Annotated in this window: 22 protein-coding genes; 9 read left to right on the top strand and 13 right to left on the bottom strand. The window is 52.0% G+C overall.

The features are described 5' to 3' along the window. Positions 1 to 142: 142 nt before the first annotated feature. From QNN86_RS18230 to acnA, 3 genes are all read left to right on the top strand, one after another. A complete protein-coding gene (locus QNN86_RS18230) occupies positions 143 to 283 on the top strand; it encodes a YmiA family putative membrane protein (protein ID WP_213083822.1) in 141 nt (46 codons plus the stop codon). Between the two features lie 2 nt (positions 284 to 285). Further along, positions 286 to 456 carry a hypothetical protein gene (locus QNN86_RS18225; protein WP_249418924.1) on the top strand — a complete coding sequence of 57 codons (171 nt, stop codon included), beginning with the start codon at positions 286 to 288 and terminating at the stop codon, positions 454 to 456. A gap of 343 nt (positions 457 to 799) precedes the next feature. Then, complete coding sequence (gene acnA / locus QNN86_RS18220) at positions 800 to 3,475, top strand: aconitate hydratase AcnA (RefSeq protein WP_414212058.1); 2,676 nt, start codon at positions 800 to 802, stop codon at positions 3,473 to 3,475. 64 nt (positions 3,476 to 3,539) lie between these two features. On the opposite strand, the gene ribA is transcribed toward acnA, so the two are convergent. After that, the gene (gene ribA / locus QNN86_RS18215; RefSeq protein ID WP_096756827.1) at positions 3,540 to 4,130 is read right to left on the bottom strand and encodes a GTP cyclohydrolase II; all 591 of its coding nucleotides are present in this window, start codon (positions 4,128 to 4,130) and stop codon (positions 3,540 to 3,542) included. 197 nt (positions 4,131 to 4,327) lie between these two features. Between ribA and pgpB the strand changes: the two genes are divergently transcribed. From pgpB to yciH, 5 genes are all read left to right on the top strand, one after another. Further along, positions 4,328 to 5,092, top strand: a complete 765-nt coding sequence (gene pgpB / locus QNN86_RS18210) for a phosphatidylglycerophosphatase B (RefSeq protein WP_414212056.1) — start codon at positions 4,328 to 4,330, stop codon at positions 5,090 to 5,092. Positions 5,093 to 5,241: 149 nt separating this feature from the next. Then, positions 5,242 to 5,550: a LapA family protein gene (locus QNN86_RS18205; RefSeq protein WP_096756830.1), complete on the top strand. Its 309-nt coding sequence runs from the start codon at positions 5,242 to 5,244 to the stop codon at positions 5,548 to 5,550. 6 nt (positions 5,551 to 5,556) lie between these two features. Next, positions 5,557 to 6,726: a lipopolysaccharide assembly protein LapB gene (gene lapB / locus QNN86_RS18200; RefSeq protein WP_096756831.1), complete on the top strand. Its 1,170-nt coding sequence runs from the start codon at positions 5,557 to 5,559 to the stop codon at positions 6,724 to 6,726. A 186-nt stretch (positions 6,727 to 6,912) separates the two neighbouring features. Further along, positions 6,913 to 7,650, top strand: a complete 738-nt coding sequence (gene pyrF / locus QNN86_RS18195; protein ID WP_279278028.1) for an orotidine-5'-phosphate decarboxylase — start codon at positions 6,913 to 6,915, stop codon at positions 7,648 to 7,650. After that, positions 7,651 to 7,977 (top strand): stress response translation initiation inhibitor YciH, encoded by a 327-nt coding sequence (gene yciH, locus QNN86_RS18190; protein ID WP_096756833.1) that lies wholly within the window; start codon positions 7,651 to 7,653, stop codon positions 7,975 to 7,977. It abuts the gene before it with no gap. Positions 7,978 to 8,080: 103 nt separating this feature from the next. On the opposite strand, the gene osmB is transcribed toward yciH, so the two are convergent. The 7 genes from osmB to fabI all read right to left on the bottom strand — a co-directional run bounded on the left by osmB (position 8,081) and on the right by fabI (position 16,221). Continuing rightward, entirely contained in the window at positions 8,081 to 8,299 is a 219-nt protein-coding gene (gene osmB / locus QNN86_RS18185; RefSeq protein WP_096756834.1) for an osmotically-inducible lipoprotein OsmB, read from the bottom strand. 267 nt (positions 8,300 to 8,566) lie between these two features. Beyond that, positions 8,567 to 9,319: a DNA-binding transcriptional regulator YciT gene (locus tag QNN86_RS18180; protein ID WP_181617055.1), complete on the bottom strand. Its 753-nt coding sequence runs from the start codon at positions 9,317 to 9,319 to the stop codon at positions 8,567 to 8,569. A gap of 96 nt (positions 9,320 to 9,415) precedes the next feature. After that, entirely contained in the window at positions 9,416 to 9,598 is a 183-nt protein-coding gene (locus tag QNN86_RS18175) for a hypothetical protein (protein ID WP_096756836.1), read from the bottom strand. Positions 9,599 to 9,781: 183 nt separating this feature from the next. Further along, positions 9,782 to 11,773: a cyclic di-GMP phosphodiesterase gene (gene pdeR / locus QNN86_RS18170; RefSeq protein WP_181617054.1), complete on the bottom strand. Its 1,992-nt coding sequence runs from the start codon at positions 11,771 to 11,773 to the stop codon at positions 9,782 to 9,784. A 261-nt stretch (positions 11,774 to 12,034) separates the two neighbouring features. Then, on the bottom strand, positions 12,035 to 13,969 hold the full coding sequence (locus tag QNN86_RS18165; protein WP_414212052.1) for an exoribonuclease II: 1,935 nt from the start codon (positions 13,967 to 13,969) through the stop codon (positions 12,035 to 12,037). An 89-nt stretch (positions 13,970 to 14,058) separates the two neighbouring features. After that, positions 14,059 to 15,216 (bottom strand): CMD domain-containing protein, encoded by a 1,158-nt coding sequence (locus QNN86_RS18160; protein WP_414212050.1) that lies wholly within the window; start codon positions 15,214 to 15,216, stop codon positions 14,059 to 14,061. A 216-nt stretch (positions 15,217 to 15,432) separates the two neighbouring features. After that, on the bottom strand, positions 15,433 to 16,221 hold the full coding sequence (fabI, locus tag QNN86_RS18155) for an enoyl-ACP reductase FabI (protein ID WP_137361798.1): 789 nt from the start codon (positions 16,219 to 16,221) through the stop codon (positions 15,433 to 15,435). 508 nt (positions 16,222 to 16,729) lie between these two features. Between fabI and QNN86_RS18150 the strand changes: the two genes are divergently transcribed. Continuing rightward, positions 16,730 to 17,419 carry an EAL domain-containing protein gene (locus QNN86_RS18150; protein ID WP_181617051.1) on the top strand — a complete coding sequence of 230 codons (690 nt, stop codon included), beginning with the start codon at positions 16,730 to 16,732 and terminating at the stop codon, positions 17,417 to 17,419. Positions 17,420 to 17,461: 42 nt separating this feature from the next. On the opposite strand, the gene sapF is transcribed toward QNN86_RS18150, so the two are convergent. From sapF to sapA, 5 genes are read right to left on the bottom strand one after another with little or no spacing between them, the layout of a single operon-like run. Next, a complete protein-coding gene (sapF, locus tag QNN86_RS18145; protein WP_096756842.1) occupies positions 17,462 to 18,268 on the bottom strand; it encodes a peptide ABC transporter ATP-binding protein SapF in 807 nt (268 codons plus the stop codon). 1 nt (position 18,269) lies between these two features. Then, positions 18,270 to 19,262, bottom strand: a complete 993-nt coding sequence (gene sapD, locus QNN86_RS18140) for a peptide ABC transporter ATP-binding protein SapD (RefSeq protein WP_096756843.1) — start codon at positions 19,260 to 19,262, stop codon at positions 18,270 to 18,272. Then, entirely contained in the window at positions 19,262 to 20,152 is an 891-nt protein-coding gene (gene sapC, locus QNN86_RS18135) for a peptide ABC transporter permease SapC (RefSeq protein WP_414212046.1), read from the bottom strand. Before sapC ends, sapD begins: the two co-directional genes overlap by 1 nt. After that, positions 20,139 to 21,104: a peptide ABC transporter permease SapB gene (gene sapB / locus QNN86_RS18130; RefSeq protein WP_182269740.1), complete on the bottom strand. Its 966-nt coding sequence runs from the start codon at positions 21,102 to 21,104 to the stop codon at positions 20,139 to 20,141. The genes sapC and sapB overlap by 14 nt, the downstream gene beginning before the upstream one ends. Beyond that, positions 21,101 to 22,744 carry an ABC transporter substrate-binding protein SapA gene (gene sapA, locus QNN86_RS18125; RefSeq protein ID WP_182269741.1) on the bottom strand — a complete coding sequence of 548 codons (1,644 nt, stop codon included), beginning with the start codon at positions 22,742 to 22,744 and terminating at the stop codon, positions 21,101 to 21,103. Before sapA ends, sapB begins: the two co-directional genes overlap by 4 nt. Positions 22,745 to 22,851: the final 107 nt, after the last annotated feature.

The following is a 22,851-nucleotide window of genomic DNA, read 5'->3' as shown; positions in this document are numbered from 1 at the left end:
TCGGATCAAACAATTGATTTATTCACGGCTGAGGATTCGAAAATTAACTGGCTTTTTCACGCCTTTTTCTTTAGGATTTCTCTTATCTGATGATTAATTGTACCAATTGTTTGGTGCCAGTATGATAAGTGATTTCGATAGTATGAGGTTAGCGATGCCTTCTGGAAACCAGCCAGCACGCCGGGATCCCGCGCTGAAACGTAAAGCATGGTTCACGGTCTTTCTCGGTTCAGTCCTGTTCTGGATTGTTGTTGCGCTCGTGGTTTGGAATGTGTGGAGTTAGTCATGTCCGTGCAACAGCAGCAACCCACGTCTACACCTTCTCAGCAAGACAATGAGCCAGCGCAGGATGCGACTACTGAATGTAGAAAGACTATTCCTGACGCGTGGCAACTTTCCCCGGCACAGCAGGCTTTTATTGATCTATTTGATGAAGACGAAGAACAGAAACAATAATTAACCCGCGTTTTATAGCCGTCATACTTAAAGCAGCATGTGCGTTATTTCCGTTCGTTCACCCCAGTCACATAGTTATCTATGCTCCTGGCGATTCACTCACTTGCCGCCTTCATGCCGCTCTAATTATTTTGGCTATATCTTCATTAGAATTAGTTCACCGTATTGAAGAGTGAATGACGTAATTCCACCTTCACGCCGTAATCCCCTTGTATCGCCATTTATGCTTCTCCGCTTTTATCAATTTGAGTTGTTATCAAAGCGTTACATTTTGTTTGTGTTATCTTTAATACTAACCCTGAGAAAAGTCAGGGGATGCCACCCTGTCATTTAAGGAGGAGCTATGTCGTCGACCCTACGCGAAGCCAGTAAGGACACATTGCAGGTTAAAGATAAAACCTACCGCTACTACAGTTTGCCGCTGGCTGCCAAATCATTGGGTGATATCACCCGTCTACCCAAATCGCTAAAAGTCTTGCTGGAAAACCTGCTGCGCTGGCAGGACGGTGATTCAGTTACTGAAGAAGATATTCATTCTCTGGCTCGATGGCTGGACAATGCCCATGCCGATCGCGAGATTGCCTATCGACCCGCCCGTGTACTGATGCAGGATTTTACCGGCGTTCCGGCGGTGGTCGATCTGGCGGCCATGCGCGAAGCGGTTAAACGCCTCGGCGGTGATACGGCGAAAGTGAACCCGCTTTCACCTGTTGATCTGGTGATTGACCACTCGGTGACGGTAGACCACTTCGGTGATGATGATGCGTTCGAAGAGAACGTTCGCCTGGAAATGGAGCGTAACCACGAGCGCTATGTGTTTCTGAAATGGGGGCAGCAGGCATTCAGCCGCTTCAGCGTTGTACCGCCGGGGACGGGGATCTGCCACCAGGTTAACCTCGAATACCTGGGAAAAGCGGTGTGGAGTGAATTGCAGGATGGCGAGTGGGTGGCTTACCCGGACACGCTGGTTGGTACCGACTCCCACACTACGATGATTAACGGCCTTGGTGTACTGGGGTGGGGCGTGGGCGGAATTGAAGCAGAAGCCGCGATGCTGGGGCAACCGGTCTCGATGCTGATCCCGGATGTCGTGGGCTTCAAGCTGGATGGAAAACTGCGAGAAGGGATCACCGCCACCGATCTGGTCCTGACCGTGACCCAGATGCTGCGTAAGCACGGTGTGGTCGGTAAATTTGTTGAATTCTATGGTGATGGCCTCGACACGCTGCCGCTGGCAGACCGTGCCACCATTGCCAATATGGCGCCGGAATATGGCGCGACCTGCGGTTTCTTCCCTATTGATGGCGTCACACTCGAATATATGCGCCTGAGTGGCCGCAGCGAAGAGCAAGTTGAACTGGTCGAGTCCTACGCCAAAGCGCAGGGGATGTGGCGTAATACGGGCGATGCGCCGGTGTTTACCAGTTCACTGGAACTGGACATGGCTGATGTGGAAGCCAGCCTGGCCGGACCGAAGCGTCCGCAGGATCGCGTCGCGCTGGGGGATGTCCCGAAAGCATTTGCGGCAAGCAATGAGCTTGAGCTGAACAGTTCGCAGAAAGATCGCCAGCCGGTGGACTATATTCTGAACGGTCATCAATACCAGCTACCGGACGGTGCGGTAGTCATCGCGGCTATTACCTCCTGTACCAACACTTCAAACCCGAGCGTGTTGATGGCTGCGGGTTTACTGGCGAAAAAAGCGGTCACCCTTGGCCTGAAACGTCAGCCGTGGGTTAAAGCCTCGCTGGCTCCGGGATCAAAAGTGGTGTCTGACTATCTGGCGCAGGCCAGACTGACACCGTATCTCGATGAGTTGGGGTTCAATCTGGTTGGCTATGGCTGTACCACCTGTATTGGTAACTCCGGCCCGTTACCCGATCCGATTGAAACGGCGATTAAAAAAGGCGACCTGACGGTGGGGGCGGTGCTTTCCGGTAATCGCAACTTTGAAGGACGCATTCATCCGTTAGTGAAAACGAACTGGCTGGCCTCACCGCCGCTGGTGGTCGCTTATGCGCTGGCGGGCAATATGAACATTAACCTGACCAAAGATCCGCTCGGACACGATAAAAAAGGTGACCCCGTATATCTGAAAGATATCTGGCCTTCTGCACGGGAAATTGCCCGCGCCGTCGAGCAGGTATCCACGGAGATGTTCCACAAAGAGTATGCGGAAGTGTTTGAAGGCACGCCGGAATGGAAATCGATCAATGTTGATCGTGTCGACACCTACGGCTGGCAGTCTGACTCGACCTATATTCGCCTGTCACCGTTCTTCGAGGGCATGAAGGCTACGCCGGCTCCGGTAAACGATATTCATGGGGCACGTATATTGGCGATGCTGGGTGACTCGGTGACCACAGATCATATTTCCCCCGCTGGCAGTATTAAGGCGGACAGCCCGGCAGGACGCTATTTGCAGAGCCACGGCGTTGAGCGACGGGATTTTAACTCCTATGGTTCACGACGTGGAAATCATGAAGTGATGATGCGCGGTACTTTTGCCAACATTCGTATCCGCAATGAAATGGTGCCGGGGATTGAAGGCGGGATGACTCGCCATTTACCGGGGACGGAAGTGGTGGCCATTTACGATGCGGCCATGCGTTATCAGCAGGAGAGCGTGCCGCTGGCGGTGATTGCCGGTAAGGAATACGGATCAGGCTCCAGTCGCGACTGGGCAGCGAAAGGCCCACGTTTGCTGGGTATTCGCGTGGTCATCGCAGAATCGTTTGAGCGAATTCACCGTTCCAACCTGATTGGTATGGGGATCCTGCCGCTGGAGTTCCCGCAAGGGGTGACGCGTAAAACGTTGGGACTCACTGGTGATGAAGTGATTGATATTACGGATTTACAAACAATTCAACCGGGCGCCACAATTGCGGTGAATATGGTGCGCGCAGATGGCAGCAAAGAGGTGATTATGTGCCGCTGTCGTATCGATACCGCGACGGAGTTAACCTACTACCAGAACGACGGTATTTTGCACTATGTGATTCGTAATATGCTGAAGTAAAAAGTGAAAAAGCCTGCGTAAGCAGGCTTTTCATGGGGCAGGCGCATGTGCAATTACAGGGCGATTATTCGCTCAATAAATGGCCCATTTTGGCGGCTTTGGTATCCAGATAATGCGCATTTTTCGGGTTCCGGCCCACTATCAGCGGCACGCGTTCGACAATATTGATCCCAGCTTCGGTCAGAATCTCAACTTTCTTCGGATTATTGGTCAGCAGTCGTACAGCATCTACGCCCAGCAGCTTAAACATATCTGCGCACAGGGTGAAGTCGCGCTCATCGGCAGCAAAACCTAACTGGTGGTTGGCTTCAACGGTATCGTAGCCTTGATCTTGCAACGCGTAGGCGCGGATCTTATTCAGCAGGCCGATGTTGCGACCTTCCTGGCGATGGTAAAGCAGGATACCGCGTCCCTCTTCAGCAATGTGCGTGAGCGCTGCTTCCAGTTGGAAACCGCAATCGCAACGCAGGCTGAAAAGCGCATCGCCAGTCAGACATTCGGAATGGACGCGTGCCAGGACCGGTGTTTGACCCGAAATATCGCCAAATACCAGCGCGACATGATCGTGCCCGGTTGCCAGTTCTTCAAATCCCACCATCAGGAAATCACCCCAGGGGGTCGGCAGTTTGGCTTCTGCCACACGTTTAAGCTGCATGTATTTCTCCAGATTACGCTGGCACTCGCCGTGCCGTCGCCTATTGGCTTCTGTATGGCGCTATTTTGCCATAAGGCGACGGCGTTCGCCTAATGGCGACAGCGCATTCGTATTTGCAATGGCACAAAATTGTCAATTTTCCCAGCGCGCAATTTTTTCAGTTATGATTGTGAGACTTATCGACGAAAGGAGAGGCAATGCTTTCCATTGCAAAGCGAACCGCCGTAGGTGCGGCACTGCTGTTGATTATGCCGGTGTCCGTGTGGGTATCTGGCTGGAGCTGGCATCCAGGAAATAATGTCTGGTGGTTAAAATCCTTATACTGGATAACAGAAACGGTGACGCAACCCAGGGGGATCATTACTCATGTGTCCCTGTGTGTGTGGTTTTTGTGGTGTCTGAGATTTCGACTGAAAGCTGCGATGATGCTGTTCGCCATCTTTGCCGCGGCAATTTTGATCGGCCAGGGGGTCAAGTCATGGGTAAAAGAAAGGGTGCAGGAGCCACGACCTTTTGTGGTTTGGCTGGAAAAAACGCACCATGTCCCTGTTGATGAGTTCTACACTTTAAAGCGTAAAGAGCGCGGACACTTAGTCAAAGAGCAATTATCAGGACAGCAGGATATCCCGACCTTTTTACGTAAACACTGGCAAAAAGAGACGGGTTTCGCATTTCCCTCTGGTCATACGATGTTTGCCGCCAGTTGGGCGTTACTGGCCGTGGGGCTACTATGGCCGCGTAGACGTACGCTGACGATTGTTTTCTTGCTGGTCTGGGCGACGGGTGTAATGGGCAGTCGTTTGTTACTGGGCATGCACTGGCCGCGAGATTTAGTCGTGGCGACGTTGATATCATGGCTGCTGGTTACGTTGGCGACATGGCTTGCTCAACGGGTCTGTGGGCCATTAACACCGCCGGTTCAGGAGCAACAAGAAATCGCACAGCGTGAACAAGAAAGCTGACCGTGATTGATTTTTCGCGTTTTGCCCTTAAATCATAAAGACTAAAGCGCTTTTCCATTTCGCACTCGTCGTGAAAATGGTAATTTAAAGGGCTCAACGCGGTAAGTTGTACACGATTTATTCGCTCAAACCACATAACGGGAAGTAATGTGAAATATTTACTCATTTTCTTACTGGTGTTGGCGATTTTTGTTATTTCGGTGACATTAGGTGCGCAAAACGATCAACAGGTAACGTTTAACTACCTGCTGGCCCAAGGTGAATATCGTATTTCTACGCTGCTTGCCGTGTTGTTTGCTGCAGGATTTGCGATTGGTTGGTTAATTTGTGGCCTTTTCTGGCTGAGGGTTCGCGTGTCTCTTGTGCGTGCCGAACGTAAAATCAAACGACTGGAAAACCAGCTTGCGCCTGCGACCGACGTTGCGGTTTCTGCCGATTCGTCGGTTGTGAAGGAATAATTATTTATGCTGGAGTTGTTGTTTCTGCTGTTACCTGTAGCCGCTGCCTATGGGTGGTATATGGGTCGCAGAAGTGCGCAACAAACAAAACAGGACGAAGCTAACCGTCTGTCGCGTGACTATGTCGCCGGGGTTAACTTCCTTCTGAGCAACCAACAAGATAAAGCGGTGGATCTGTTCCTCGATATGTTGAAAGAGGATACCGGCACCGTTGAGGCTCATCTCACCCTCGGAAACCTGTTCCGCTCGCGCGGTGAAGTCGATCGCGCTATCCGCATCCATCAAACTTTGATGGAAAGTGCGTCATTGACCTACGAACAGCGTTTGCTGGCGGTTCAACAACTCGGTCGCGATTACATGGCCGCAGGTCTGTATGACCGCGCTGAAGACATGTTCAATCAGCTTACCGATGAAACCGATTTCCGCGTGGGTGCGTTGCAACAGCTGTTGCAGATCTATCAGGCAACCAGTGAGTGGCAAAAAGCCATTGACGTTGCGGAACGTCTGGTGAAGCTCGGTAAAGATAAGCAGCGAATTGAGATCGCACACTTTTACTGCGAACTGGCCCTTCAGCAACTGGGCAGCGACGACATGGATCGCGCCATGACGTTGTTAAAAAAAGGGGCTGCCGCCGACAAAAACAGTGCGCGGGTTTCCATCATGATGGGGCGCGTGTACATGATGAAAGGGGACTATGCGAAGGCTGTCGAAAGCCTGCAGCGCGTAATTTCCCAGGACAAAGAGCTGGTCAGCGAAACGCTGGACATGCTACAGAGTTGCTACCAGCAACTTGGTAAGAACGATGAATGGGCGGAGTTCTTACGCCGCGCCGTAGAGGAGAATACCGGTGCCGCCGCTGAGCTGATGTTGGCGGATATCCTTGAAGCGCGTGAGGGCAGCGATACCGCGCAGGTTTATATCACCCGTCAGTTGCAGCGTCATCCGACGATGCGCGTCTTCCACAAACTAATGGACTATCACCTCAATGAGGCCGAGGAAGGGCGTGCTAAAGAGAGTCTGATGGTGTTACGGGATATGGTCGGCGAACAGGTTCGCAGTAAGCCCCGCTACCGCTGCCAGAAATGCGGATTTACCGCCTACACGCTGTACTGGCATTGCCCATCGTGTCGTTCATGGTCAACCATTAAGCCAATTCGCGGTCTTGACGGTCTGTAATTAAAAAAATACCAGTTTTAGTTACAACATCCTTATTATTCCATCGCATCTTCCACATTTAACCTCCGCGCCACATCGCCTGGCAGAAATGTAATCGAATCTGTTCATTTTCTATGACCACAGGTAGAATGCACGCCGTTTACCCATTTTGTGCCGCAAGGTGCCCATCTTCAGGAAGGTCTGGTTATGACGTTTACTGCTTCATCTTCTCCCCGTGCTGTTACTGATTCTCCTGTCGTTGTCGCTCTGGACTACAATAATCGCGATAAAGCATTGGCATTTGTCGACAGAATTGATCCCCGTGATTGCCGTTTGAAAGTGGGCAAAGAGATGTTCACGCTTTTTGGGCCTCAATTGGTGCGCGACCTGCAACAGCGTGGATTTGATGTATTTCTGGACCTGAAATTCCACGACATCCCCAATACCACGGCACATGCCGTAGCGGCTGCGGCAGACCTTGGCGTGTGGATGGTTAACGTTCATGCCTCGGGTGGGGCACGGATGATGACGGCGGCTCGTGAAGCCTTGGTACCCTTTGGTAACGATGCGCCGTTGTTAATTGCCGTGACGGTGCTGACCAGCATGGAAGCCAGCGACCTTGCCGATCTTGGCGTGACGTTGTCACCTGCGGAGCATGCAGAAAGGCTGGCGCGATTAACACAAAACTGCGGGCTGGACGGCGTTGTCTGTTCTGCGCAGGAAGCGGTACGATTCAAACAAGAGTTTGGTCAGGCGTTTAAGCTGGTAACGCCTGGTATTCGTCCTGAAGGCAGTGAAGCGGGCGATCAGCGCCGCATTATGACGCCACAGCAGGCGCTGTCAGCGGGTGTGGATTTTATGGTGATTGGTCGTCCGGTTACGCAGTCGGCGGACCCGGCCCAGACGTTGAAGACGATCAACACTTCACTGAAACGAGGAGCGTAAATGAGCGACGCTAACTCTCGTCTGGTCTACTCGACTGAGTCCGGACGAATTGACGAACCTAAAGTGGTGACTGAACGTCCAAAAGGCGATGGTATTGTGCGAATTCAACGCCAGACTAGCGGTCGAAAAGGAAAGGGCGTTTGCCTGATTACCGGTATTGATCTGGACGACTCAGAGCTAACCAAATTAGCAGCCGAGTTGAAGAAAAAATGTGGCTGCGGTGGGGCTGTGAAAGAGGGCGTCATTGAAATACAAGGTGACAAACGCGACTTGATTAAATCCTTGCTGGAAGCTAAAGGCTTGAAAGTTAAACTGGCTGGCGGCTAATAAAAAAAGCCACGAGAACATTCGTGGCTTTATTATAAATAATGTAAATAGTACGGTCGCGAAAAAGTAAACGTATTATTATATCGAGCCGGTCAACCGTAGATTATTTACCCACCTGGTGGCCGATAATACCACCTACTGCAGCACCACCCAGCGTCCCCAGCGTACTGCCGTCCGTCAGGACTGCACCACCAATGGCACCTGCACCCGCACCAATTGCGGTGTTACGGTCTTGTTTAGACCAGTTAGAGCAGGCACTCAAAGACATAGCCAGAGTAATCGCCAAAATGGCAGCGGTCATTTTTTTGCTCGTTACTAACATAATACTTTCTCCTGAATGATTGATTCACGGGATCCAGTCTCTTTAATGATAGCGTTAAATTAAGGTCATTAAAGGTATTTCCGTGAAACCGTTTAGCGCAGGGCATTACCATCAATCATCTGTTGATGAGAGTGTGTTCCTGTTATATCGCTAACATTAATTTTACGACATTACCCTGTTAACAACAGGTAAAAAGTCTTAATTGGACGGTCGGATAAATCTCAGAGAGAAGATGATTTGCCGACAGGCAAATCATCAGGTGACGTATTATGCGTGGGTATCGATAATGTTAACGGTTAATCCTGAATGCTCCAGCTGCATTTGCACGCTGGCGCTGAGTTTTGCATCAGTGACGACGCGATTGAATCGCTCCAGCGGACCTAGCGTGTACGGATGAATGGCGTCAAACTTCGAGCTATCGGTAAGCACAATCACCTCTGCGCCTTTTTCCAGCACCGCATTGACCACGTCTGAACGCATCATGTCACGGCCGGTGAAGCCGGTTTCAGGCTGCCAGCCATCGATTCCAATAAAAGCCTTACTAAAGTGAACCTGCTGGATAAACTGACGCGTTAACGGCCCAACCATACTTTCGCTTTTTTTCTGATAGATCCCGCCGAGGAGGATTACTTCGCAGGGTGTTTCTTTCAGCAGGTGAGCGATATAGCTGCTGACCGTAATGATAGTGACGTCTTTTTGTTCCGCCAGCGTTCTGGCCAGCAGTGCGTTACTGCTACCGTTTTCAATAAATACGGATTCACCGGGATTGACTAGCGAGGCGGCAAATTCAGCCAGTTCACGTTTCAGGGTGAAGTTGGTCATCATGCGCGTTTCAACATCGTCGCTATTCAGTGACACTGCGAAACCGTGTGCACGACGTAAATAGCTCTGTTTTTCCAGCGTGTTCAGATCCTGTCGAATCGTCACTTCTGAGACACCGGTGATTTTGGCAAGCTCAGCTACGCTCATCTGGCCTTTATCGGTCACCATCTGCAAAATAGATTGTTGTCGGGAATTCATAGTATTAATTTTTATAGCGATATCGTATCGGACATTAAACGGAGGTTACGTTATCAACAGTCTGATATCAGCAACCACATAACAAGAACAAAGCCGTCAGATCTCCCACGGGGCTTTGTGCTTTTTTGACAAAGACGCAGTTTCTTCGCTGACCGCGTTTAACAGCTCGGCTTTGAGGATTTCGAGGTTGTGGATGGCTGAGTGAGTGTCGCCTGCAACAAGGATATCCAGTACGGTATCAATGCGTTCGGCCAGTCGTTTGGCGTCGATATCAGACATGGTCATCATCCTGGTGTCAAAAGAGTTTGAATTTCATGATGCAGAAATTCATGACAAAAGAGAAGGGAAAAATAGTATTAACCTTCGTGATAGGAGAATATTATATATTCCGTGATTACAGACAGATACGATAGTCACGGAATGTCTATTTTTCGCTATTTCACGACGGTTATTTCTGCACCTTTAGCGCATTTTTTTATTCAGATGCCGCTTATACCAACGTTCAAACGCGGCAGCTGGCATTGGCTTAGCGAACAAAAATCCCTGGCGCTCGTTGACACCGTTCTTGGTCAGAAAGGCATCCTCTTTCGCACTTTCCACGCCTTCAGCAATCACCTGGAGATTTAGCGCTTGCGCCACCGCAACAATGGCGCGTACCAGTGACTGTGAAATTGATTGTTTGTGGATGTCCCTGACGAAGGTCTGGTCCAGTTTAATCGCATCGAGCGGGAAGCGGGCAAGTTGGGAAAGTGAAGAGTATCCGGTGCCAAAATCATCCAAATGGATCTGGGCACCAAGCTGACTAAACTGCTGAATAACGGACAGTGCCAGTTGTTCATTCTCAATCAAACTGCTTTCCGTTAACTCGACGTCGATAGGGCAATATTCGAAATTCAGATCGTGGAGAACCTGCTTCAGATCGGTGAACAGTGTTTGATCGGCCAGTTGACGCGCTGAGACGTTTACCGCCACGCGTAAATTGATCCCCTTATCACGCCACTTGGCCACCTGGCGTACAACATCGAGAATCACCCAACGTCCGAGTGGAACGATAAGCCCCGACTCCTCGGCGTAAGAGATAAATTCCAGCGGCGGAATTAACCCACGCTCCGGCGACTGCCAGCGGACCAGCGCCTCCACGCTGCGGACTTCACCCCGCCAGGTTATTTTGGGTTGGTAGTGGATCAGTAACTGATCGTTTTCCAGCGCCTTACGCAAGTTGGTATCGAGCCACAGATACTCGAACACCCGCTGATTCATTTCAGGGGAGAACACGCAAAACTGCCCGCGACCGCCTTCTTTGGCGGTATACATGGCGGTATCCGCGTTGCGAATGACGTTTTCACTGTCATTACCATGCTGGGGCGCCAGGGAAATACCGATAGAACAGCCGGTATATATTTCAATCAGGCCGATACGGAATGGCAGCCGCAGACGGGTCAAAATACGCGAGGCCGTGGCCTCCAGCGCCCCCTGGGAGGTTCCCGTCGCGAGGACAATAAACTCATCACCGCCGAAGCGCGCCAGTAACTGGTTATCTTCGAGGCAACTTAGGATAGCCAGCGAGACACTTTGTAATAGCTGGTCGCCAAACATATGCCCGTAGGCATCGTTGACCTTTTTGAAGTTATCGAGGTCGAGATAAATAATGCCAACCTGCGTGTCACCCGCGTTCTCAATCGCCTCGCTAATCAACTCATGAATGGCGTTACGGTTGGGTAACCCGGTGATGGAGTCAGTGTTCGCCAGCACGCGCAGTCGCTCCTGGGCGCGCCGTTCTTCGGTAATATCGGTCCCGGAACAGATCAGAAAGATTTCGTTCTTACCGCTGCCGTTATGCACAAATTTATTACGAAACAAGAACAGGCGCTGACCCTTACAGGTGTTTACCCAGCGTTCGACTTCATACGAATTGCCTTCGCGAAAAAAAATGTCAATATTGCGTCTTGATGCCGCAGCTTCACGACGGCTCATAAACAACGTGAAAACGCTTTGTCCGATCACTTCACGTTCTCTTAGCCCAGTGTACTCTTCGCATAACCGATTGAAACGTTGAATGTTACCCTGTCGGTCAAGGATCACGATAACGGAATTGGCTTCCGATACGACCTGTTCGGCGAAAGATAATCCTTGAGCCAGATCGCGTGCCACGGAAGGGGTGTCGTCCCAGGCGGATGCGCTGCCAGCCCATTCACGTTTATTAATTTTTCGCCCGACGAGGTGCACGGGAATGTCATCCTTATCAATCGGAAGGGTCATCAGCAGGCTTGACGTAATCACCGTCATTTCGCGAATGCGATCGGCTTGTTCCGGTGATAATTCGATGGTTTGTTCTGTTGCGGCCGCTTCGTCAATAGAGAAATGCAGGATGTTACACTCCTCTGACAAACGCCAGTAGGGGCTGTGAGAACCCACGTAGCTATACAACGTAACCAACTCCCGAACGTCTTTCATGATGTGTACTATCCCGTTTAAAGCGCATAGAGCCTCAAAAGTAAGGGTAGCCATGATTCATACAGGGTAATTATGGCTGAACATATTGTTTTATTTATATATTTATGTGTAATCCAGATTCAGAAAAAAGCAAAGATGCAGAACTGAAAATAGTAAAAATAATTTGGACTGGATGAAGGAAGTGTAGTGCGTGGCGGCGTTTCAGGGGGGAAAAGAAAACGGCCTTTCACAAAAAGAGAAAGGCCGTTGAAATTATTTGTGCTACGCGGCTGGACGTGCGATAACGCTGCGGGTTTCCATTCGCACTTCGGCGATGGTCACGTCGATCACGTCAGTGACCTTGTAAACCACGTCACCTTTGATCTGCACTGTACCGTTTTCCTGGCTGCAGACCAGTTCATCACGGACCGCGTGCAGGAAGGGGGCCGGGATAAACGCGACGGCGCCATTGTCGACTAAACGCACGCGCATACCGCCGCGGCTGACATCGATAATTTCAGCCGCAAAACGGGTGTCGGTACCGGCTTTGTCACTCAGGAAGCGGGCGTATAACCAGTCACCGACGTCACGTTCGGCCATCCGGTTCAGGCGACGGCGTTCTGTCATCTGTACCGTGATGTCGTCCTGCGGACGAGCAATGGTTTCGCCTTTAATTACCGCTTTTAACAGGCGATGGTTGATCATGTCACCATACTTACGGATAGGTGAGGTCCAGGTGGCGTATGCCTCCAGACCCAGCCCAAAGTGTGGGCCTGGCTCGACGCTGATTTCAGCGTAGGACTGGAAGCGGCGAATACGGCTATCGAGGAAACCAGATGGTTGGGCATCCAGTTCACGACGCAGTTTGCAGAAGCCTTCCAGCGTCAACACCTCTTCGGCATCCACGTGCATACCATGGGTTTTCAGCAGGGCGGCCAACGCTTCAGCATTCGCCGGATCGAATCCCATGTGTACGTTATAAATTCCGAAGCCTAGTTTGTCGCGAAGAACGCGCGCGGCGCAAATGTTTGCCGCAATCATCGACTCTTCCACGATACGATTAGCAATGCGACGCGGTTCGGCCACGATATCCAGCACTTCACCTTTTTCGCCCAGTACAAAGCGGTAATCCGGGCGATCTTTAAACACCAGGGCGTGGTTATGACGCCACTCGCCACGGCTCATGCAGATACGCTGCAGCAGACGGATCTGCTCGGCAATCTCGCCGTTTTCAGGCTGCCAGCCATTATTCCCTTCCAGCCAGTCAGACACGTTGTCATAGGCCAGTTTCGCTTTGGATTCGATGGTCGCCGTGAAGAAGGTGATGTCGTCTTCAATAGTGCCGTCCGCCGCAATGGTCATGCGGCAAGCGAGCACCGGACGGACTTCGTTAGCCCGCAGCGAGCACAGGTCGTCTGACAGTTCACGCGGTAACATCGGGATATTGAAGCCCGGGAGATAGTTGGTGAACGCGCGAATTTTTGCCGTGTTATCCAGCTTGCTGCCTTCGGCAATCCAGGCGGTAGGATCGGCAATGGCGACGGTTAATTGCAGTTTGCCATCAGCCAGTTCCTCGGCGTACAGCGCATCGTCCATATCTTCGGTGCTGGCACTGTCAATGGTGACGAAGTTCAGTGCGGTAAGATCCTGACGTTCCAGACCTTCATCCAGCATTTCGGTGGCTACGCCGTTCGGTGCTTCTTTTTCAAGATTATGGCGCGCCAGCGTGACCCACCAGGGGACGAAATGATCGTCAGCAAAGGTGATGAACTGGGTTAATTCAGCGTAGAAGGTGCGGTCGCCTTTCAGCGGATGGCGACGCATTTCTGCGACGGCCCAGTCACCTTCCTTAAATTCATGATCCACACCGCGAGCAGCGCGGCAGGGGATAGCGTCTTTCAGTAACGGATGATCTGGCACAATGGACAGACGATCGTTCTTACCCTGAACTTTACCCACGAAACGCGTCAGGAACGGTTCAACCAGTTCTTCCGGCTCGGCAGATTCGCGATCTTTTTCGCTATGGATCACCGCGATAATGCGGTCACCATGCATCACTTTTTTCATCTGCGGCGGTGGAATGAAATAGCTTTTTTGAGCATCGACTTCCAGGAAGCCAAAGCCTTTTTCCGTGGCTTTTACCACCCCTTCAGCACGCGGCGTCTGGGAATGTAGTTGCTGTTTAAGCTGCGCTAGCAGCGGGTTGTCCTGAAGCATAATTGTCTATTTTCGTGGCCAAAAGAGCGGCTGACAGTTTTACGCGAAACTGCCAGTCGCAGCAAGCGCTCTTTCAATGAGCGGAGTGGTTAGTGAGTCTCGCCCAGCGCGATTTTCAAGCGATTCAACCATCCGCACAATCCACTCCAGGCCAGTAAGTTAATAGCCTGTTCCGATGAGGTACCCTGTTCAAATAACGGGGTTAACAGTGCGGCGCTAAAACGGTCGGGCGCCCGGGTTAACCATTGTACCGCTTGCAGGGTAGCGCGCTCAACCGGATGTCGTTGTTCCCAGCGCTGCAATTCGCGTTCATCCAGACGCAGTATCGTGATGAAGTCCACCAGTTGATGAACTGTGCGGGCCTGTTCATTAAAGCATGCCACGCTGCCGTTAATGCGTGATGTCAGCAGTGTGGCGAGAGAAAACGCCCTCGACGGTGTATCTGTACATAGCGTACTGGTCAGCAATGATCTGAGTAAAGCCAGGATCGTCGGTGAATGTGCCAGCAGCGGCGCGAGCGTTTGTAAATCCGGGATGCGCCCGTTTTGGTCAACGCTGCCTGGTGAAGCCTCGCGAGGCGGGATGACGTCTATCGGGAATGCGGCCATATGCCATTGTGCATCGGCGTTGTTAAAAATAGCGGCCTGCGCGTATTGCTGAACATCAAGGCCCGGTATGCGACGCAAGGGATGGCCAAAATAAGCCTGAAGGACCGCCACGACACGGGCCTGAAAACCGACAAAGCCGATGACCTGATTAATCAAGATGATATCGCAGGTTGTTAATCCAACGTCATCAAGATGCTGGCGATCGCGTGCGCCAATCACGGCGGGAGAACTGGCAAGTTGGCGAGCATACTGGGTAATTTGTGCCAGCCGGTGATTACTCTCACGGGAGGAGTCCGGGCCTGGTAGCGGGGTCAAACGCGCTGCATAGTGGTTACACAATCGTTGGATGCCGTAAACCTGAGCGACAGTTAAGGCGGTACTCATTCGTTCATAGGCGCTGAACGTATGTAACGGATTTAGGGCAACATCAGCAGGGAAGAGAAGGTGAGCAAGTTCACGGGCAGGTTCTAACCAGGACTGAAAGGGTAACAGCGCGACTTCCGGTATCGCCAGGTCCAGCAAAAAACTGTCTTCGACGTTTGCTGCTTCTGGCACCAGCGGGAGAACATCTTGCGGATAGGTGCTGGACTGCGTTTCATGATACCAGTGGCTTTTGCCTTCAATTCGGCGTTGTTCCATGGGCGTTCCTTGGTCAAAAAAGTGGCGACCCGGATACGTCGTTATGTTCGTCCACCGGATCGTTTGCGCTGCAATATCCTGGCGTAAGCCGATAAGGGGATGAAAGATTGTTACGTGATAATAAATATCAGAAAAGTATATATGACAGGGAGTAGCTGACGGGAGGGGGAAAAATCATGGGCGACATCGCGCCGCCCACAGAGGAGGTCTGAAAGATTATTTCAGTTCCAGCTCGTTCATTGCCGCGATGCTGAAGCCACCGTCAACGTGAACGACTTCACCAGAGATACCGGCAGACAGGTCAGAGCACAGGAATGCTGCTGAGTTGCCCACATCTTCAATGGTCACGGTACGACGAATCGGGGTCACCGCTTCGCAATGAGCCAGCATTTTACGGAAATCTTTGATACCGGAAGCCGCCAGAGTACGGATTGGACCCGCGGAGATCGCGTTAACACGCACACCTTCCGGACCCATCGCGTTAGCCATATAGCGGACGTTTGCTTCCAGAGACGCTTTCGCCAGACCCATCACGTTGTAGTTCGGGATAGCGCGCTCTGCGCCCAGGTAGGACAGTGTCAGCAGTGCAGAGCCTGGATTCAGCATCGTGCGGCAGGCTTTTGCCATCGCTACAAAGCTGTAGGCGCTGATGTCATGAGCGATTTTAAAGCCTTCGCGGGTTACCGCATTCACATAGTCGCCATCCAGCTGGTCTGCTGGTGCGAAACCGATGGAGTGTACGAAACCGTCGAATTTTTCCCAGGTTTTGCCCAGTTCAGCGAACATGGTGTCGATGCTGGCGTCTTCAGCCACATCGCACTGCAGGACGATGTTGGAACCCAGTTGAGCTGCAAATTCTTCCACGCGGCCTTTCAGTTTGTCGTTCTGGTAGGTGAACGCCAGTTCAGCTCCCTCGCGGTGCATCGCTTGAGCGATACCGTAGGCGATGGACAATTTACTGGCAAGACCGGTCACCAGAATGCGCTTACCGGAAAGAAAACCCATAGCTTTAATCCTTATAGTCATTACTTATTTTTTTAGCAATCAATACGTTATGATTGCAATTTCAAGGTCACTCGAAATTGGTCTGAAATTATATCCCACTCTCTGCCCCTTGTGTCACGATCTTTCTCTGCGAGTCACCATACGGTTAACGACAGTAAAAGGGATTTCGGGAACCGTGGCATCGTTGTCAGTATCAGTGGCCTGTCACTATCGTTGCACGTGAGGAGTATATCACTCCCCCCAGGTTCTGCCTCATCCAACCAGACCGGAGCAAGGGCGAGGGCAGAAAACACGAGGACTCAACGGCGTAAAATGGTATGATTTGCCTTTAGTCTATATCCGCAAACATATCAAGGTAGGAAGATTCTTAAAACAAAAAAGTCGACAATATTCATCTTGTTAATATATATTGTTTTTATCGATCAATAATCAATCATTGATCGATATTATTGATTGATTATAATTAGAAGCGCATTATCAGTATGTTATGATCAATTGGAGTGGTCTTATGCGCTATCATTTCATCGCGGAACCGATGAGAGACACAACGGAAAAGTTGCTGGGTGTTGAGATGATCGCCCGGTTTACCTCAGAGACGGTTCACCCGTTACATTCAGATTTCATCATTGCCGCGTGGAATAGTGCACAAAAACGCCATTTCATGCTTGAACAAATCGCGTTAATCACCCGAAAGCGCGCCTGGTTTGAGAGCAATAACCTTTTTTGTACACTTAATCTGATTGATGAAATGGCGCTTCTCGCGATAGGCGACCCTGCCATAACCTCAGCCTTACACGCTATGCCGTGTATTGCCCTTCAACTCTCAGAACGTTTCCTGTCGAATACCGCTTGCCTGAATAACCTGCTGATTAATTCTCTGCGTGACGGGCCTAATGCCTTGTGGTTGAGCAATCTTGGCTCAGGTAGCGTGGGGGCGAGCCCGCTGGTTAACGGTCATTTTGACGTGGTGAAAATAGATCGCGCCTTCTTTTTGTCGCAGGTCGAAAAGCCGATGTTTCCGGTTCTGATTAAGAACATCAGGGAATATTGTGACCGTGTGGTCGTCGAGGGGCTGGAGAACGCGCGGCTTATTGATGAGCTAAGCCATGCGGGTATCTGGGCCGTTCAGGGGGATATTTTCCCGCCGGTTGCATTTAGCGACATTGAAGCATTGCTACCTGCAGATATTGTTCACTGAGGATATAAAAGGCCCTCCATCAGAGGAGGGCGTCAATGTCAGTTAGCGATCTTTGCGCCAGGCATCGGCGGTCAGCGCCTCACCGAAATGCCCGGAAATCAGGCGGCGGGTCAGTTCATGCAGCGGCGAGGCCAGCACATCCGCCGTACTGCCGCGCTCGACGACCTCGCCCTGGTGCATCACCAACACCTGATCGCTGATGTGTTTCATCATCCCAATATGCTGCGTCACATAGATATATGAAATACCCTGTTTTTCCTGTAGCTCGAGCATCAGGTTAATCAGCTGCGAACGCATCGACATATCCAGCGAGGCCAACGCTTCGTCCGCGATAATCACTTTGGGACGTAAAATCAGGGCGCGGGCCAACCCCAAACGCTGTTTTTGTCCGGGTGCCAGCATATGCGGGTAGTAGCTAACGTGATCGGGCAGCAGGCCGACCATGCGCATGGTCTCGACGATCTGCTTGCGGCGTTGCTCCGGCTCAAGGTCGGTATTCAGACGCAGCGGGAAATCGAGGATCTGCGAAATTCGTTGGCGCGGATTCAACGACGTCGACGGATCCTGGAAAATCATACGAATGCGCTGGCTGCGAAAAGAATAATCACCGTATTTTAGCGGATGATCGTCAATCAGCAGCTCACCGCTGGTCGGCTCAACCATTCCGGCCAGCATTTTCGCCAGCGTCGATTTACCGGAACCGTTCTCGCCAATGACGGCAAGCGTCTGGCGCTCACGCAGCGTAAAGCTCAGTGGTTTGACGGCTTCCACCGTCTGGCGACGAAACAAGCCCGTCCGGTAGCGAAAGGTTTTGCTCAGGTTACGTACTTCGAGCAGGGTTTCTACCATCTCACTCTCTCTCCATGTTCAGCGGGAAATGACAGGCATAGAGATGATTCTTTGCTCCGGTCAGTCGTGGGGTTTCAATGCACTCACGTTGTGCGTAAGGGCAGCGTGGTCCCAGGCGGCAACCCATAGGTAACTGTTCCAACAACGGGATCGCACCAGGCATTGTATTCAGGCGGCTTTTATGCGGCATTGGGCTACCAAAATCAGGAATGGCACGGATCAACGCCTGTGTATAAGGATGGTGCGGAATTGTCACCAGATCTTTACTTGGTGCGGTTTCCACCGTTTGTCCGCAGTACATGACGTTGATTTTATCCGCCCACTGGCTGAGCATTTGCAGATCATGGCTGATCAGCAAAATAGTGGTATTGCTGTTTTGATTGAGTCGGGTCAGCAGACGGAAAATCTGCGCCTGGGTCGTCGGCTCCATCGCATTGGTCGGCTCATCGGCAATCAGCAAACGTGGCTGATTCGCCAGGGCGATGGCAATCATGACTTTCTGGCACTCGCCGTCCGTCAACTCATACGGGAAGCTGCGCATCGCATCTTTATGGTCTTTTATCCCGACGCGGTGCAGCAGTTCAATCGCGCGGCGTTTGCGCCAGCCAATGCGTTGCCACCAGCGCCCTTTATAGGTCCAGGCGGGAATATTTTGCATCAGCTGCCGTCCGACGCGCTCAGACGGATCGAGACAGGACTGCGGTTCCTGAAAGATCATGGACACATTATGCCCGACCAGTTTACGCCGCTCGCGGGCAGACAGTCGTAGCAGATCGATATCATCAAAGCGCATGCGGTCAGCGGTCACGCGCCAGTTGTCTTTTGCCACGCCGCAAATAGCCTTGGCGATTAAACTTTTACCGGAGCCAGATTCACCGACCAGCCCACGGATCTCGCCTTCATTGAGGGTCATACTGACGCGGTCAACGGCCTTTACCCAATCGTCACCGGTCCTGAACTCGATGGTCAGGTTACGAATATCCAGTAATGGCATTATTCCACCCCCGCGATAATTGCGCGGCGTACACCGTCACCTAACAAGTTTACCAGCAGCACGCTAATCATGATCGCCCCACCGGGCAACATCACCGTCCATGGGGCAACGTAAATCAACTCCAGCGCGTCGCCCAGCATGGCACCCCATTCCGGCGACGGAAGCTGCGCGCCGAGGTCGAGAAAGCCCAGTGCGGCAATATCCAGAATCGCCATCGACAACGCGCGGGTGATTTCAGTGATAAGCCCGGCGGTAATATTGGGCAAAATCGCAAACCACAGAATGTTGAGCGTGGAGGCACCATCCAGACGGGCTGCAATGACATACTCTTTTTCAAGTTCGTCATGCACCATGCTATAGACAGAGCGCACCATGCGTGGCAACAGCGCCAGCCAGACGGCAAACATTGCGTGCGTCAGATGGGGGCCAGCAAACGCCACCACAATGATCGCCAGCAGCAGCGACGGGATCGAGAGCAGGGTATCGAGAATATGGTTCAACACTGCCGAGCGTAAACCGTGGGTTGCCCCGGCTACAACCCCCAATACCAGACCGCATATCGTGGCGGCGAGCGTGACAACAAATGCGCCACCGACGGTGGGAGCTGCACCGTTCAGCAGACGGCTTAATACGTCACGTCCCAGATCGTCGGTCCCAAGGAAGAATGACACCTCGCCATAGCGCGACCAGGAAGGCGGGAGCAGCTGGTAGCCCAGAAACTGCTGATCGATACCGTAGGGGGCAAACCAGCCACCAAAAACGCACAGTATAGCCAGTCCTGCGCAGCCATACAGGCCAACCATTGCAGACGCATCGCCATAAAAATTGCGCCACGCGGTACGCAGCGTGCCAGGCGGGCGCTTTTCGCTGTATACGCTATCGTAAGGCATACCATTCCTTATGTTTCAGAGGGTTAGCCATGGCACCCAAAATATCAGAGATCACGTTTACGATAATGACCAGTGAGCCAATCACCATCACGCCGGCTGAAATTGCGGCGTAATCCTGCTGGCGAATGGCGTTGATCAGCCAGCGGCCAAGGCCTGGCCAGCTAAAGACCATTTCGGTGATCATCGCCAGCGTCAGCATGGTGGAAAACTGGAGACCAAGCCGCGGGATCACCGGCGGCAGGGCATTATGCAGTACGTGGCGACGCAAAATGGTCAGCCGTGACAGGCCGCGAGTGGCCGCCGCTTTTACGTAATTTTGATCGAACACCTCGATGGTGCTGATACGCATCAGGCGAATGACTTCGGTCGTTGGCGCAACGGAGAGTGTTAATACCGGCAGCACCATGTGGCGTATTGCGCTGACCAGCATTTCATCACGCCACGGCGAATCGGAAAGCCACGCGTCGACGATGGCAAGACCGGTGACGGGTTTGACTTCATAAAGCAGATCAAAGCGGCCAGACACCGGCAGCCACCCGAGCGTTAACGAGAAAAACAATGTCAGTAATAGTGCCAGCCAAAAAACGGGGATAGAAAAGCCCATCAGGGCAATGGCGCTAATGCAACGATCCGGCCATTTATTGCGCGTAATTCCCGCCAGCATGCCAATCGGGATACCGACCATTAGCGCAAAACCGAAGGCGAGAACGCACAATTCCATTGTGGCAGGGAACACTTCTTTCAACTGTTCCGAGATCAGCTGTCCGTTGATGCTGGATACACCGAAATCCCAGTGGATGAGGCCATTGAACCAGAATACCCACGCATTCCACAGCGACGCACCCTGCAGAGGAGCATGGGGGGTAAAATAACTCAGGCTGAACCCGATAAACGTCAGGAAGAACAGGGTGACCAGGAGCAATAGAAAGCGACGCAGGGTAAAGATAATCATGGTTTTTTTACCTCGTCTTTCTTTTCCCTGGATACGCCGGCAAAGGAGGCATTACCGAACGGGCTGAGTACCAGACCTTTGATGTCATAGCGATAGGCCTGCAAACGCAGTGAAGAGGCCAGCGGCAGGATGGGTAACTCTTGCGCAAGGATCGTTTGCGCTTCGTCATATGCATCAATGCGTGACGAGAGCTGCTGCGACGACAACGCTTTGCGCAGAATGCTGTCAAACTCAGGATTGCACCAATGGGCAAAGTTGGTCTGCGAATTGATGGCGGCACAGCTAAGCAGCGGACGGAAAAAACTGTCAGGATCGTTACTGTCTGTCGCCCAACCGGACAACGTCAGATCATGGTTCATATCCATTAATCTCGCCTCCTGAAAACGACCTTCCACCGGAATAATCTTCACTTTCACGCCAACCTGCGCCATGTCTGCTTGAATCAGCTCGGCGGTTTTCAGCGGGCTGGGGTTCCAGGCCTGGGAGCTGGTCGGTACCCAAAGCTGTAACGTCAAGTTCTCCAGCCCCAGTGCTTTTAACTGTTCGCGGGATTTTGCCGGGTTGTATTCTGTAATTTTAGCTTCGTTGTCATACGCCCACGAGGCGCGCGGCAAAATAGATGCGGCGGTTTCTGCTGTACCGTAATAGATCGACTGCATCAGCCGCTGGTTGTTAATGGCCAGTGCCAGCGCATGTCGAACGGCCGGGTTGTTCAACGGGGGCTTATTGGTATTGAAAGCCAGGTAAGCAATGTTCATCCCTGGTCGCAGTGTCAGGCGCAAACGTGGATCATCACGTAAGATACTGAGCTGACTGGCAGCAGGCCAGGCCAGCACGTCGCATTCACCGGTGAGCAGTTTCGATAAGCGCCCGGTTCCACCAGAACCGAGATCAACGACGACCTGCGGCATTAAGGGTTTCCCGCGCCAGAACGCGTCGTGACGCTGCAGACGAATATATTGCCCGCCACGATTTTCCGAAAGCTGATACGGACCGGTACCGACAGGCTGTCGGTCCAGTAATTCCTTGCGATCCTGTTTTGCCAACTGCCCGGCGTATTCCGCTGACATTACTGACGCATAATGCGTGGCCAGATGCCACAGGAATGACGCATCCGGTTGGGTCAGACGAAATTCGACGGTATGGCTGTCCAGCTTGCGTACGCTTTGCACGTTATCGGCGAACTGGAGGCTATCAAAGTAGGGGAAACTGCTGCCGTTAACATTGTGCCACGGATGCTGACGGTCAAAGATTCGCTCGAAGGTAAACACCACATCGTCTGCATTCAGTTTACGAGTCGGAGTGAACCAGGCGGTGTTTTGAAATGGCACGTCGCGACGCAGGTGGAAGCGGTAAGTTGCGCCGTTATCGAGCACTTCCCAGCTTTCGGCCAGTTCTGGCACCAGGCGATAGGTGTAAGGATCCACATCAAGCAGACGGTCATAGAGCTGGGCGGCAAGCGTGTCGACGATCAGTCCGCTGCTCGCTTTTTGCGGGTTGAAGGTATTGACCTGTCCGCTGACGCAGTAGACAAAGCCGCTGTCACGAATATCAGCGTGCGTGGGCTGCTCAGGCGCGGCAGCAGCCTGACCACTCAGAAGTCCAGCCATCACGATCAGAGATGATAAAACCAGGCGCATAATTTTTAAGGTTTTTAGAGTCGTTGTGCAAAGTGTATCGCACAACGGCCCGTCAGGTAAAAATGTCTGCAGGTAACTGGCGTAAATGTGTGCGATTCAGGCCAGGG

This window comes from Citrobacter sp. C348, assembly GCF_047467975.1.
Taxonomy (GTDB): Bacteria; Pseudomonadota; Gammaproteobacteria; order Enterobacterales; family Enterobacteriaceae; genus Citrobacter; species Citrobacter gillenii.
This window is presented reverse-complemented; position numbering and strand designations above follow the sequence as displayed.